The organism is Pseudomonas sp. NFX71 (assembly GCF_048079215.1).
Classification (GTDB): domain Bacteria; phylum Pseudomonadota; class Gammaproteobacteria; order Pseudomonadales; family Pseudomonadaceae; genus Aquipseudomonas; species Aquipseudomonas fluorescens_B.
Map to the genome: position 1 here is coordinate 573669 of NZ_CP182230.1, position 13417 is coordinate 587085.

The window sequence follows — 13417 nt, forward strand, 5'->3', positions numbered from 1 at the left end:
ACTGCCCGCAGGTTCTCCCGTGACCAATCTCAACCAGCCTGACACGCCCAAACCGGCCATTCGCAGCGTGCTGATCGCCCTGATGCTGGCGATTTTTCTCGGCGCACTGGACCAGACCATTGTCGCCGTATCGATGCCGGCTATTTCCGCGCAGTTCAAGGATGTCAGCCTGCTGGCCTGGGTGATTTCCGGCTACATGGTGGCGATGACCGTGGCGGTGCCGATCTACGGAAAACTCGGCGACCTGTACGGTCGGCGCACGTTGATGCTGTTCGGCATGGGGCTGTTCACGATGGCTTCGTTGTTCTGCGGCATGGCCCAGAGCATGGAGCAACTGGTACTGGCGCGGATTGTTCAGGGCATCGGTGCCGGCGGGATGATTTCGGTCAGCCAGGCAATCATCGGCGATATCGTGCCGCCTCGCGAACGGGGTCGCTATCAAGGTTACTTCAGCAGCATGTACGCGGTGGCCAGCGTGGCCGGTCCGGTGCTCGGCGGTTACATGACCGAATACCTGTCGTGGCGCTGGGTGTTCCTGATTAATCTGCCACTGGGCCTGGGGGCGTGGCTGGTGGCCAATCGCACGCTGGTGGGGCTGCCCGTACCACAGCGAAAGCCGATCATCGATTACCTTGGCACGCTGTTAATGATCATCGGCCTGACGGCCTTGTTGCTCGGTATCACCCAGTTCGGCCAGGGGCATTCGTGGCGCAGCGCCGAAGTGTTGGGCTTGCTGGGTTGTGCGGTGGTGGTCCTGGCCTTGTTCGTCCGGCATGAGCGCCGTGCGCAGGAGCCGTTGCTGCCCATGCACCTGTTCGCCAACCGCAATGCGATCCTGTGCTGGTGCACAATTTTCTTTACCAGTTTCCAGGCGATCTCGCTGATCGTGCTGATGCCGTTGCGCTTCCAGAGCGTGACGGGTGCCGGGGCTGACAGTGCCGCGCTGCACCTGTTGCCCTTGGCCATGGGATTGCCGATCGGTGCGTATTTCGCCGGGCGGCGGACCTCGGTGACCGGGCGCTACAAACCGATGATCCTCACCGGTGCGATCCTGATGCCAATGTCGATTCTCGGCATGGCGTTCAGTCCGCCCCAGGCGGTGGTGCTCAGCAGCTTGTTCATGGTGCTCAGCGGTATCGCCTCTGGCATGCAGTTCCCGACCTCACTGGTCGGGACACAGAATTCAGTGGAGCAACGGGACATCGGCGTCGCGACCAGCACCACCAACCTGTTCCGTTCCCTGGGCGGTGCGGTGGGGGTGGCGTTGATGTCGGCGCTGTTGCTGGCGTTGCTGCAAGACTCGAGTTTCGCACACCTGGCTGGCTCGACACTGATTGCCGAGGGCCGTTCGGGGAACGTCTTGCTGGACGGCCTGAACGCAGCGCCGGGGGATGCGCAGGACGCCTTGCGCGCTGAGCTGTTGCTGACCTTCCGGCATTTGCTGATGGTCAGTGCAGCGGTGTCGTTGCTGGGGTTGGCGGCGGCGATTGCCATGCCGAACCGGGTGTTGCGGGGGCGCGAAGACAAGGCTCGATAGATAGACCGAGTCGCCTGCAATCGCGAGCAGGCTCGCTCCCACACTTGATCTCTGTCGCACACAATTCTGTGATCACTGGAGATCTACTGTGGGAGCGAGCCTGCTCGCGATTGCGGTCTGTCAGTCACCACCATCAAGGGCTGTAATACCCGACCGCCACCAGAAAATGCCCGACCTTTTTCAGGTACGCATGCTTGTTCTCGATCTTGCCGGTCACCGGGTTTTTCCACCGATATTCGTATTCGCCATAATCCTGTTCAGCCATCAACCCCAGGATCGGCTCGCCCACCGGCTTGCCTTCAGGGTCCTTGATCTTGCCGAAATCGGTATTGATCAGCCGCAGGTTGGTGCCGTGCGCGACATAGCGCTGGGTGTCCAGGTCGACGACGAACACATACAGGTCATCCTGCAAATAACCACCCTTGAGTGAGTTGATGGCGGTGAGCGTGCCCTTCTCGTCCCTGGCCAGGTCGGTTGCCGCTTTGTTCAGCAGCGCCATCGCCTGCTCCGCCGACGCCCGTGGCAGGTAATAACCCACTGCCAGAATGCGCTGGCCGATCCGTTGGTAGAACACATGCTTGCGTTCGACCTTGCCGTCTGACCAGTTCTGCCAGCGATATTCCGCCTGCTGGATGCCATTGCCCTCCGGCACTTTCAACGCGTCCTTGAAGGCTTTCTGCACATCCGGGCCGAGCACCTCAGACACATCGCGCCCGATCAACGCCGAAGACGGCCCGCCACTGGCGAGCATCACACCTTTGGTATCGACGACGAACACGTAGCGGTCCTTGTCGACAAACTCGCCCTGGCGGCTGAAGGCCGCGAACGCCTTGTCACCGTTGTCGTGGTAGTAGGCCAGGGCTTTTTCCAGCAAGGCGATGGCGGCCTGGCTGTCATCCTTCTCGGTCCCGGCAGCTTGAGCCTGCCCCAGACACAGCAACAGCATCCCGCCCAGCAGGGCCAACCTGTGCAAAAACCCCATTGCGCATTCCTCATTCTTGTCGATGTTTCAAGAGCGTAGACGGCTTGGGGATATGTACGAACATTCAGGGAACGGTGTGAGGGTGGGGAGCTGAGGTTTTTGTGGCGAGGGAGCTCGCTCCCGCCGGCCGATCCGCGTCCGGGCGCAGCAGACGCAAATCAGGCACCGCGGATTATCTGAAAATCCGCGGTGGATGCTTTGGGGCGGCTTCGCCCCCAGCGGGAGCAAGCCCCCTCGCCACAAGTATTCGCGTGCAGGGTTATTGCGCTCGGGCACGCAACTGCTGCTGCAAATTCTGGATCTGCGCCTGCAGGGTGTTGATGTTGCGGGTGACAGAAGCACGGAAAGCGTCGAACTCGGCCGTGCTGGACGAGGCAGGCCCGGCGGCCGGGCGGTTGTCCTGTTCGCTTTTGAGCACAATCATGTCTTGTTCCAGACGTTCAATGGCGGCGCTCGGGTTGCCTTGTTTTTTCAGCGCAACGATGTCGGCACCGAGGCTTTTCAGCTGAGCGTCGAATTTGTCAGTGTCCGCCGGCGCGCTTTTCAGGGCGGCCAGTTCACCGCTCAGGGCTTTGACCTGGGCCTGCAATTGCGTGTTGGCGGTCTGGTGCTCGGTGTTCTGGGCGGTGGCTTGCGCCAGGCGCTTGTCCAGATCGGCGGTTTGCGCGGTCATTTGCGCCAGGCGCTTGTCCAGGTCGGAAGTCTGGCCGACAACGCCCTGCTGCTGCTTGCTCTGATCCTGGAGTTTGCTTTCCAGCTGCTTGATCTGCAGTTTCAGTGCTTCGCTGTCGCTGGTGACGTTGGTCTGGCTGGCGACGACCTTGCCGGAAATGTCCTGCAAGCGCCCCGCCGCATCCTCACTGATGCGCGCGAAACTTTCCTGGGTCGCCACCAGTTGCTGTTCCATCAGCGAGATCTGCTGGAAGCTCCACCAGGCAAGGCCGGCGAAGGCAAAAAACAAGGCGCCGACCAGTGCCCACAACGGGCCGGTGCTGGCAGCCTTGACCTTGACCACCGGCGGGGTGCGCGAATGCACGGCGGTGCGGGCGGAGGGCACAAAATCATCGTCGTCGAGGCTGTCGGCACGCAGGCTCGGTACATCGTCGAAGTCGTCGTTGGCATCGTTACGCATGGACATTGAGTCAACCTTTGTGGAACGCGGTGATGGCTTGATGGGGCGAAGTATAAACCCGTCAGCCGCATCGATTGACCCTTGATTCCCGGACTCGGTTCAGTATCGGGACTGCCTGTGTGTCAGCGAATGTCCTGAGCCTTCCACCAGCCGCAGAATTCATCGAGGGCGGTCCAGAGACTGACCTTCGGATCGTAGTCCAGATAATGCCGCGCGCGGCTGATGTCCAAGGTGAAATTTTTGTTCATCACCTGCATGCCCAGGCGCGACAGGGTTGGCTCGGGACGACCCGGCCAGAGCTTGCACATGCCCTCGTTGAGCGCCGCCACGGTGTAGGCCAGGCCGTAGGAACGGTAGCGGGTCACCTGTGGGACATCCATCTTGCGCATGACGTAATTGACCACGTCCCACAACGGGATCGGCGTTCCGTTGCTGATGTTGTAGGCCTTGCCCAACGCCGATCCGCCGGCCAGCAAACTGCTGAGCAACGCCTCGTTGAGGTTTTGTACGCTGGTGAAATCGACTTTGTTCAAACCGTTGCCGACAATGGCCAGCCGCCCCTTGCGTTGCATCGTCAGCAGACGCGGGAAGATGCTCATGTCGCCCGCACCGGTCACGAAGCGCGGACGCAGGGCCAGGGTTTCGAGGCCGAATTCCTGGGCACCGAAGACCTTCTGCTCGGCCAGGTATTTGGTCGCGGCGTAGGGATGTTTGAAGCGCTTGGGGACCTGCTCTTCGGTCAACCCGAGGTGATCGCGGCCATCGAAGTAGATCGACGGCGAGGACAAGTGCACCAGCCTCCGGACACGCTGTTTCAGGCAGGCTTCGACGATGTTTTCGGTGACCTGCACGTTGCCCAGATGAAAGTCCTGATAACGTCCCCACACGCCTACAGCGCCGGCGCAATGCACCACGGCTTCGACGTCGGAACACAGGTTGCGCGCCAGTTCCGGGTCGCTCAAGTCACCCTGCACGAACTCGGCGCCTCGGCGCACCAGGTGTTCGACGCTTTCGGCCCGGCGACCGTTGACCCGCACGTCCAGGCCCTGCTCCAGGGCGAAACGCGCAAAGCGTCCGCCGATGAAGCCGCTTGCGCCGGTGACCAGAATCTTCATGTAGTGCTCCGAATATTTCGTTTTGCGTAGTGCGTGAGGTCTTGACGCTGCCGGTCAGTCCAACGGCACCAGCCATTGCTTCGACGAGCGCACCAATTGATCGGTCAGCAACCCCAGCAACTGACCGCCATTGCGCCAATGATGCCAGTACAGCGGCACATCGATGGGCTTATCTGGCAAAAGCTCGCGCAAAACCCCGCGTTCCAGCTGATCGCGCACCTGCAATTCAGGCACCAGCCCCCACCCCAGGCCGGCTTCGGTCAGGCGAATGAAGCCTTCGGACGACGGGCACAAATGGTGTTCGAAACCGCCATCTACGCCGAGGGACGCGAGGTAGCGATGCTGCAGGAAATCGTCCGGGCCAAAGACCAGCGCCGGCGTTTTCGACAACTGATCGGCGCGAACGCCTTGCGGAAAATGCCGGGCGATGAAGGCCGGGCTGGCCAATGCGCGATAACGCATGGCGCCCAACAGAACGCTGCGCGCCCCGGCGACCGGACGTTCGCTGGCACAGACACACGCCGCCACTTCGCCTGCGCGCATGCGCTTGAGGCCGACGGTCTGGTCTTCGACCACCAGATCCAGCAACAGGTGTTGTTCGGCGCAAAAATCTCCGACCGCTTCGGCCCACCACGTGGCGAGGCTGTCGGCGTTCAGGGCGATGCGCAGACGTTCCGGCAGGCCTTCTTCATCCAGCGCCGGAACCAGGGTTTGCAGGTCCCGCTCCAGGAGGCGCACCTGCTGCACATGGTTGAGCAAACGCCGACCGATTTCAGTCGGCGCCGGCGGTGTCATCCGCACCAGCACCGGTTGGCCGACCCGCGCTTCCAGCAGTTTGATGCGCTGGGAGATCGCCGATTGCGACAAGCCGAGCACCTGGGCGGCGCGTTCAAAACCGGCCTGCTCGATCACGGCGGCCAACGCGGAAAGCAATTTATAGTCGAACATCAGTTTTCCTAATGAGCGATCAGCATGATTGGTTTTTCTTATACCGCTTGTGGACGGAGAATGGCCAGCAAGAACTCTGAGCAAGGAACACCGACATGGCTGGCGAAACTTCATTGGCAACGCTTTTGCGCAGCATGAGCCCGCAACTCAACGCGGGCGAGTATGTGTTCTGCACGTTGCGCGACGGCCATTTGCCGCCGGGTCTTGAGATCATCGGCAGTTTTCGCGAGCAGGAAGGCCTGACGGTGATTCTGGAACGCTCCCAGGCCGAGAAGGCCGGTTTCAGCTTCGACTACGTTGCCGCCTGGATCACCCTGAACGTGCACTCCGCGCTGGAAGCCGTCGGCCTGACAGCCGCCTTCGCCACGGCATTGGGCCAGGCCGGCATCAGCTGCAACGTGATCGCCGGTTATTTCCACGACCATTTATTCGTCGGCCAGGCCGATGCCGAACGCGCCCTGCACGTGTTGCGGGATCTGGCAGCGAATGCGGAGTAAATCCTTATGTGGCAAAGCTATGTAAACGGCCTGTTGGTGGCCGCGGGGCTGATCATGGCGATCGGCACTCAGAACGCGTTTGTGCTGGCCCAGAGCCTGCGGCGGGAACATCACCTGCCGGTGGCGGCGCTCTGCGTGACGTGCGATGCGTTGCTGGTGGCTGCCGGCGTGTTCGGTCTGGCCACCGTGCTGGCGCAAAATCCGACATTGCTGGCGGTGGCCCGTTGGGGCGGCGCGGTGTTCCTGATCTGGTACGGCAGCCTCGCGTTGCGCCGGGCCTTCTCGAAACAGAGCTTGCAACAGAATGAAAACCAGACCGTACGTTCACTGCGCGCCGTGCTGCTCAGCGCCTTGGCGGTCACCCTGCTCAACCCGCACGTTTATCTGGATACCGTATTGCTGATTGGCTCCCTTGGCGCACAACAGACCGAGCCTGGTGCCTATGTCGTGGGCGCGGCCAGTGCGTCGTTGCTGTGGTTCTTCACGTTGGCGCTGGGCGCTGCATGGCTGGCGCCGTGGCTGGCTCGGCCGAGCACCTGGCGGATTCTGGATCTGTTGGTCGCCGTGATGATGTTCACCGTAGCCTTTCAATTAATCATCGTCTCCTGATTATTCCAAAAGGCTCTGGAACCTCTATTCCACACAGTTGTTGCGTGGTTATGCCGCACCCCCGGTGCTATGATCCGGTTCGATGCGCCGCAAAGAGTACAAACTCCCCGGCGCTTGTCTGGCCGCCCGTGATCGGCCTTGCGACCACCGCAACTGACCTGATTAGGAGAATCATCATGGCTTTCGAATTGCCGCCGCTGCCCTACGCACACGATGCCCTGCAGCCGCACATTTCCAAGGAAACCCTGGAATACCACCACGACAAGCACCACAACACCTACGTCGTGAACCTGAACAACCTGGTGCCAGGCACCGAGTTCGAAGGCAAGACCCTGGAAGAAATCGTCAAGTCTTCCTCGGGTGGCATCTTCAACAACGCCGCTCAGGTCTGGAACCACACTTTCTACTGGAACTGCCTGGCGCCAAACGCCGGCGGTCAACCAACCGGCGCACTGGCTGAAGCCATCAACGCAGCCTTCGGTTCGTTCGACAAGTTCAAAGAAGAATTCAGCAAAACCTCCATCGGTACCTTCGGTTCCGGTTGGGGCTGGCTGGTGAAAAAGGCTGACGGCTCCCTGGCCCTGGCCAGCACCATCGGCGCCGGCAACCCGCTGACCAGCGGCGACACCCCGCTGCTGACCTGCGACGTCTGGGAACACGCTTACTACATCGACTACCGCAACCTGCGTCCGAAGTACGTAGAAGCGTTCTGGAACCTGGTCAACTGGAAATTCGTGGCTGAGCAGTTCGAAGGCAAAACCTTCACCGCTTAAGATCGACGCCAGTCAAGAAACCCGGCTTTTGCCGGGTTTTTTTTGGGTTTTGGAATGCCTGCCGAATTCGAGTACAGCCGAAGAATATCTGTCCTCTGTCAGGTCGTCATCGCTGGCAAGCCAGCGCCCACAAGGTCCGAGGACACCCGCGAAAATCGGGCCGCCCTCACAAGCAGTCTCGTCCCCGCACAAAGGCCGATTTCCCACAATGAAACCAGCCTTCCCCCCCTTGCCCCACCGCCATAGCCGTCTAACATCAACCAAATGGAAAATATCTCTACCCTCCCCTCAAGTTGAAGGACTCGACTACCGACACAGTACTAATAGGACAAATACTCCAGGCAACAGCATTTCGGCCAACCCACAGGCAAATTCCCCTGTGTTTGATTGTCCCTTTGACTGCCATCACGGGATTGCCAATACTCATGGCAACTTGATGCTACCTGCACGGAACAAGGAATGACTCTTTGAAGCTGGAACTCAAGAACAGCTTGTCGGTAAAGTTGCTCCGGGTCGTGCTCCTGTCGGCATTGATCGTCGGCGTGGTCTTGAGCTGCGCGCAGATCGTTTTCGATGCCTATAAAACACGCCAGGCCGTGGCCAGCGATGCCCAGCGCATCCTCGACATGTTCCGCGACCCCTCGACCCAGGCCGTCTACAGCCTGGACCGGGAAATGGGCATGCAGGTGATCGAAGGCCTGTTCCAGGACGACGCTGTGCGCCAGGCCTCCATCGGCCATCCCAATGAAGCCATGCTCGCGCAAAAATCCCGCGACCTGCAGCAATCCAGCAGTCGCTGGCTGACCGACCTGATCCTGGGCAAGGAACGCACCTTCACCACTCAACTGGTGGGTCGCGGCCCCTACAGCGAGTACTACGGCGACCTGAGCATCACCCTCGACACCGCCACGTACGGCGAGGGATTTATCGTCAATTCGGTGATCATCTTCATTTCCGGTGTATTGCGGGCCCTGGCCATGGGGCTGGTGCTGTATCTGGTCTATCACTGGCTGCTGACCAAACCGTTGTCGCGGATCATCGAGCACCTCACCGAAATCAACCCGGACCGCCCGAGCGAGCATAAGATTCCGCAGCTCAGGGGCCACGAAAAAAACGAACTGGGCATCTGGATCAACACCGCCAACCAGTTGCTCGAATCCATCGAACGCAACACGCACCTGCGCCACGAAGCGGAAAACAGCCTGCTGCGCATGGCCCAATACGACTTCCTCACCGGTCTGCCGAACCGCCAGCAATTGCAGCAACAACTGGACAAGATTCTCGTCGACGCCGGCAAGTTGCAGCGGCGGGTTGCGGTGCTGTGTGTCGGCCTCGATGACTTCAAGGGCATCAACGAACAGTTCAGCTATCAGACCGGCGACCAGTTGTTGCTGGCCCTGGCTGATCGCCTGCGGGCCCACAGCGGTCGCCTCGGCGCCCTCGCCCGCCTCGGTGGCGACCAGTTCGCCCTCGTTCAGGCCGATATCGAACAACCCTACGAAGCGGCCGAACTGGCCCAGAGCATTCTCGATGATCTCGAAGCGGCGTTCGCCCTCGATCATCAGGAAATTCGACTGCGCGCCACCATCGGCATCACCCTGTTCCCCGAGGACGGTGACAGCACCGAGAAGCTGCTGCAAAAGGCCGAGCAGACCATGACCCTGGCCAAGACCCGCTCGCGCAACCGTTATCAGTTCTATATCGCCAGCGTCGACACTGAAATGCGTCGCCGTCGCGAGCTGGAAAAAGACCTGCGCGACGCCCTGGCGCGCGACCAGTTCTACCTGGTCTACCAACCGCAGATCAGCTACCGCGATCATCGGGTAGTGGGCGTCGAAGCATTGATTCGCTGGCAGCATCCCGAACATGGGCTGGTGCCACCGGACCTGTTCATCCCGCTGGCCGAGCAGAACGGCACCATCATCGCCATCGGCGAATGGGTGCTGGATCAGGCCTGCAAACAATTGCGCGACTGGCATGACCAGGGTTTCACCGACCTGCGCATGGCCGTGAACCTGTCCACCGTCCAGTTGCACCACGCCGAACTGCCGCGAGTGGTCAACAACCTGCTGCAGATGTACCGCCTGCCACCCCGCAGCCTGGAGCTGGAAGTCACCGAAACCGGCCTGATGGAAGACATCAGCACCGCCGCCCAGCACCTGCTGAGCCTGCGTCGCTCCGGCGCGCTGATCGCCATCGACGACTTCGGCACCGGGTACTCATCGCTCAGTTATCTGAAAAGCCTGCCACTGGACAAGATCAAGATCGACAAGAGCTTCGTTCAGGACCTGCTCGATGACGACGACGATGCGACCATCGTCCGGGCCATCATTCAGTTGGGCAAGAGCCTGGGCATGCAGGTCATTGCCGAAGGTGTGGAAACCATCGAACAAGAGGCCTACATCATCTCTGAAGGCTGCCATGAAGGTCAGGGCTACTTCTACAGCAAACCGCTGCCGGCGCGAGAACTGGGCGCTTACCTGAAACAGGCCCAGCGCAGTAATGCCGCGATCCTCTGAACCTGTGGCAGGGAGCTTGCTCCCGCTGACTGGCAAAGCCGCCCCAAATCCTGCCCCCACGGTTCTGACAGAAAATTCCAGTCGACCTGATTACGACTGTTGCACTTTCCAGCGGGAGCAAGCTCCCCTCGCCACAGTGATTGCCAGCTGATACAGGTCATGCTGCTGGCATTCATTCGTGTGAATAAGACATATTTACAAGCACAACCCTTTACAGATAATGCGAAAGATTTGCATTATGTCGCAGTTTCGCGCGCTTGCTGCGCCATTCCACCCCCCTTTCGAAGCAGGATGTTCGCCATGATTCGTATGCCTCTGGCTACCGCCAGTCTGTTGGCCATCGCTATTTCCCTCGCCGGTTGTGGCGAAGGCAAAGACAAAGCTGCCGCTCCAGCGCCGACTCCGTCCGCCAGCACCGCTGCACCGGCTGCCGCACCCGCAGCGACCAGTAAAGTCGACGAAGCCGCCGCCAAAGCCGTTGTCGCGCACTACGCCGACATCGTCTTCGCCGTTTACAGCGATGCCGAATCCACTGCGAAGACCCTGCAAACCGCTATCGACGCTTTCCTCGCCAAGCCGAACGCCGACACCCTGAAAGCCGCCAAGGCTGCCTGGGTCGCAGCTCGCGTTCCTTACCTGCAGAGCGAAGTGTTCCGCTTCGGCAACACCATCATCGACGACTGGGAAGGTCAGGTGAACGCCTGGCCACTGGACGAAGGCCTGATCGACTACGTCGACAAATCCTACGAGCACGCCCTGGGTAACCCGGGTGCCACGGCCAACATCATCGCCAACACTCAGGTTCAGGTCGGCGAAGACAAGATCGACGTCAAGGACATCACCCCGGAAAAACTCGCCAGCCTGAACGAGCTGGGCGGTTCCGAGGCCAACGTCGCCACCGGTTACCACGCCATCGAATTCCTGCTCTGGGGCCAGGACCTGAACGGCACCGGCCCTGGCGCCGGCAACCGCCCAGCTTCCGACTACCTGGAAGGCAAAGGCGCTACGGGCGGTCACAACGATCGTCGTCGCGCTTACCTGAAGTCGGTGACCCAGCTGCTGGTCAGCGACCTTGAAGAAATGGTCGGTAACTGGAAACCGAACGTGGCCGACAACTACCGCGCCACCCTGGAAGCGGAACCGGCCGAATCCGGCCTGCGCAAAATGCTGTTCGGCATGGGCAGCCTGTCCCTGGGCGAACTGGCGGGCGAGCGGATGAAGGTTTCCCTGGAAGCCAACTCCCCGGAAGACGAACACGACTGCTTCAGCGACAACACCCACAACTCGCAGTTCTACGATGCCAAAGGCGTTCGTAACGTGTACCTGGGCGAATACACCCGCGTCGACGGCACCAAAATGACCGGCGCCAGCCTGTCGTCCCTGGTGGCCAAGGCCGACCCGGCTGCCGACACCGCGCTGAAGGCCGACCTGGCTGCGACCGAAGCCAAGATGCAGGTCATCGTCGATCACGCCAACAAGGGTGAGCACTACGACCAATTGATCGCCGCCGGCAACACTGCCGGTAACCAGATCGTCCGTGACGCCATCGCTTCGCTGGTCAAACAGACCGGTTCGATCGAAGCCGCCGCCGGCAAACTGGGCATCAGCGACCTGAACCCGGACAACGCTGATCACGAGTTCTGATCAACGCTGGCTGAACAAAAGGCGACCTTCGGGTCGCCTTTTTTATTGGTCCGAACACCGCTCCCACATTGGACGGTGCTGAATCAGTAAGAGTGATGACAGTTTTGAAAAACCCTGCTCCACATCAACCAAACGATAATTCCTCTTATTCAATCTCCACTGCCCTGTTAGACTTTGCGCCCTTGTTTTGCTCGTCTTGCAGGATGTCTGATGCCTTCGCTGCCTCTTCGCTTGTCCGCACTGTTTCTGGCCCTGGGCTTGAGTGCCTGCGATGACGCCCCGCGTTTTACCAAAGCCGAACCCGGTGAAGCCCGGTCCGGTGGCGCCGCGACCGTGCGCAAGACCGATCAGAACGCCTTCTCCCTGCCCTCCGCCAATCTGCCGCCCTCCCGGCGTGTGGACTTCAGCGTCGGCAACAGCTTCTTCCGCAACCCGTGGGTGATCGCCCCGTCGACCACCACCGCCCGGGACGGCCTCGGGCCGTTGTTCAACACCAACGCCTGCCAGAACTGCCACATCAAGGACGGCCGCGGTCATCCGCCCACGCCTGATGCGCAGAGCGCCGTGTCGATGCTGGTGCGCCTGTCGATCCCTGATGCGCCGGCCTACGCCAAAATCATCGAACAGCTCGGCGTGGTCCCCGAGCCGGTCTACGGCGGGCAACTCCAGGACATGGCCATCCCCGGTGTACTTCCGGAAGGCAAGGTGCGGGTCGACTACACGCCGGTGCCGGTCCGCTTCAAGGACGGCACCGAGATCGAATTACGCAAACCCAGCCTGAACATCACCCAACTGGGGTACGGTCCGATGCACCCTGACACCCGTTTCTCGGCCAGGGTCGCGCCACCCATGATTGGCCTCGGCTTGCTTGAAGCCATCCCCGATGAGGCGATCCTGGCCAATGCCGAGGCTCAGGCAAAAGAGAAAAACGGTATCGCCGGACGCCCGAACCAGGTCTGGGATGACGCCCAACAGAAAACCGTCCTCGGACGATTTGGCTGGAAGGCCGGGCAACCGAACCTCAATCAACAAAACGTTCATGCGTTTTCGGGAGACATGGGCCTCACCACAAGCCTGCGCCCGATGGACGACTGCACCGATGCGCAAACCGCGTGCAAACAAGCGCCCAGCGGCAATGGCCCGGAGGGCGAACCGGAAGTCAGCGACAACATCCTGCGTCTGGTGCTGTTCTACAGCCGTAACCTGGCCGTACCGGCCCGACGCGACGTCGGCACGCCTGAAGTGCTGGCCGGCAAGAGCCTGTTTTTCCAGGCCGGCTGCCAGTCCTGTCACACACCGAAATACACCACTGCCGCCAACGCGGCAGAACCTGAACTGGCCAATCAAGTGATTCGCCCCTACAGCGATCTGCTGCTGCACGACATGGGCGACGGACTGGCTGACAACCGCAGCGAATTCCAGGCCAGTGGCCGCGACTGGCGCACCCCGCCGTTGTGGGGCATCGGCCTGACGCAGGCGGTCAGTGGCCACACCCAATTCCTGCATGACGGCCGCGCTCGCAATCTGCTCGAAGCCGTGCTCTGGCATGGCGGCGAGGCGCAGGCCGCGCAGCAACAGGTTTTGTCTTTCAACGCCGAACAGCGCGCCGCGTTGCTGGCATTTTTGAATTCCCTTTAAACACTTATAAAGAATCGGGAGCC

General features: G+C 60.7%; 11 protein-coding genes. 7 read left to right on the forward strand and 4 right to left on the reverse strand.

Features of this window, described 5'->3' with window-relative positions:
* Positions 1–19: 19 nt before the first annotated feature.
* Positions 20–1537 (forward strand): MDR family MFS transporter, encoded by a 1518-nt coding sequence (locus ACM1ZW_RS02650; RefSeq protein ID WP_416740126.1) that lies wholly within the window; start codon positions 20–22, stop codon positions 1535–1537.
* Positions 1538–1670: 133 nt separating this feature from the next.
* On the opposite strand, the gene ACM1ZW_RS02655 is transcribed toward ACM1ZW_RS02650, so the two are convergent.
* From ACM1ZW_RS02655 to ACM1ZW_RS02670, 4 genes are all read right to left on the reverse strand, one after another.
* Complete coding sequence (locus ACM1ZW_RS02655; RefSeq protein ID WP_017340534.1) at positions 1671–2519, reverse strand: cache domain-containing protein; 849 nt, start codon at positions 2517–2519, stop codon at positions 1671–1673.
* A gap of 259 nt (positions 2520–2778) precedes the next feature.
* A complete protein-coding gene (locus ACM1ZW_RS02660; protein ID WP_017340535.1) occupies positions 2779–3657 on the reverse strand; it encodes an ATPase in 879 nt (292 codons plus the stop codon).
* Positions 3658–3773: 116 nt separating this feature from the next.
* A complete protein-coding gene (locus tag ACM1ZW_RS02665; protein ID WP_017340536.1) occupies positions 3774–4766 on the reverse strand; it encodes an NAD-dependent epimerase/dehydratase family protein in 993 nt (330 codons plus the stop codon).
* A 54-nt stretch (positions 4767–4820) separates the two neighbouring features.
* Positions 4821–5714, reverse strand: coding sequence for a LysR family transcriptional regulator ArgP (locus ACM1ZW_RS02670; RefSeq protein WP_017340537.1), 894 nt, complete (start codon positions 5712–5714; stop codon positions 4821–4823).
* A gap of 95 nt (positions 5715–5809) precedes the next feature.
* Between ACM1ZW_RS02670 and ACM1ZW_RS02675 the strand changes: the two genes are divergently transcribed.
* The 6 genes from ACM1ZW_RS02675 to ACM1ZW_RS02700 all read left to right on the forward strand — a co-directional run bounded on the left by ACM1ZW_RS02675 (position 5810) and on the right by ACM1ZW_RS02700 (position 13394).
* Positions 5810–6211, forward strand: coding sequence for an ACT domain-containing protein (locus ACM1ZW_RS02675; protein WP_017340538.1), 402 nt, complete (start codon positions 5810–5812; stop codon positions 6209–6211).
* A gap of 6 nt (positions 6212–6217) precedes the next feature.
* Positions 6218–6820, forward strand: coding sequence for a LysE/ArgO family amino acid transporter (locus tag ACM1ZW_RS02680; RefSeq protein ID WP_017340539.1), 603 nt, complete (start codon positions 6218–6220; stop codon positions 6818–6820).
* Between the two features lie 176 nt (positions 6821–6996).
* A complete protein-coding gene (locus ACM1ZW_RS02685) occupies positions 6997–7593 on the forward strand; it encodes a superoxide dismutase (RefSeq protein ID WP_017340540.1) in 597 nt (198 codons plus the stop codon).
* A 467-nt stretch (positions 7594–8060) separates the two neighbouring features.
* Entirely contained in the window at positions 8061–10112 is a 2052-nt protein-coding gene (locus tag ACM1ZW_RS02690) for a putative bifunctional diguanylate cyclase/phosphodiesterase (RefSeq protein WP_017340541.1), read from the forward strand.
* A 300-nt stretch (positions 10113–10412) separates the two neighbouring features.
* Positions 10413–11756: an imelysin family protein gene (locus ACM1ZW_RS02695; RefSeq protein WP_414877840.1), complete on the forward strand. Its 1344-nt coding sequence runs from the start codon at positions 10413–10415 to the stop codon at positions 11754–11756.
* A gap of 210 nt (positions 11757–11966) precedes the next feature.
* A complete protein-coding gene (locus ACM1ZW_RS02700; RefSeq protein ID WP_416740127.1) occupies positions 11967–13394 on the forward strand; it encodes a di-heme oxidoredictase family protein in 1428 nt (475 codons plus the stop codon).
* Positions 13395–13417: the final 23 nt, after the last annotated feature.

Bases quoted from the DNA above. Each gene is read 5' to 3' on its own strand.
- ACM1ZW_RS02680 (WP_017340539.1), top strand. From the start codon at position 6,218: ATGTGGCAAAGCTATGTAAACGGCCTGTTGGTGGCCGCGGGGCTGATC.
- ACM1ZW_RS02675 (WP_017340538.1), top strand. From the start codon at position 5,810: ATGGCTGGCGAAACTTCATTGGCAACGCTTTTGCGCAGCATGAGCCCG.
- ACM1ZW_RS02665 (WP_017340536.1), bottom strand. From the start codon at position 4,766: ATGAAGATTCTGGTCACCGGCGCAAGCGGCTTCATCGGCGGACGCTTT.
- ACM1ZW_RS02685 (WP_017340540.1), top strand. From the start codon at position 6,997: ATGGCTTTCGAATTGCCGCCGCTGCCCTACGCACACGATGCCCTGCAG.
- ACM1ZW_RS02695 (WP_414877840.1), top strand. From the start codon at position 10,413: ATGATTCGTATGCCTCTGGCTACCGCCAGTCTGTTGGCCATCGCTATT.
- ACM1ZW_RS02655 (WP_017340534.1), bottom strand. From the start codon at position 2,519: ATGGGGTTTTTGCACAGGTTGGCCCTGCTGGGCGGGATGCTGTTGCTG.
- ACM1ZW_RS02700 (WP_416740127.1), top strand. From the start codon at position 11,967: ATGCCTTCGCTGCCTCTTCGCTTGTCCGCACTGTTTCTGGCCCTGGGC.
- ACM1ZW_RS02660 (WP_017340535.1), bottom strand. From the start codon at position 3,657: ATGTCCATGCGTAACGATGCCAACGACGACTTCGACGATGTACCGAGC.
- ACM1ZW_RS02670 (WP_017340537.1), bottom strand. From the start codon at position 5,714: ATGTTCGACTATAAATTGCTTTCCGCGTTGGCCGCCGTGATCGAGCAG.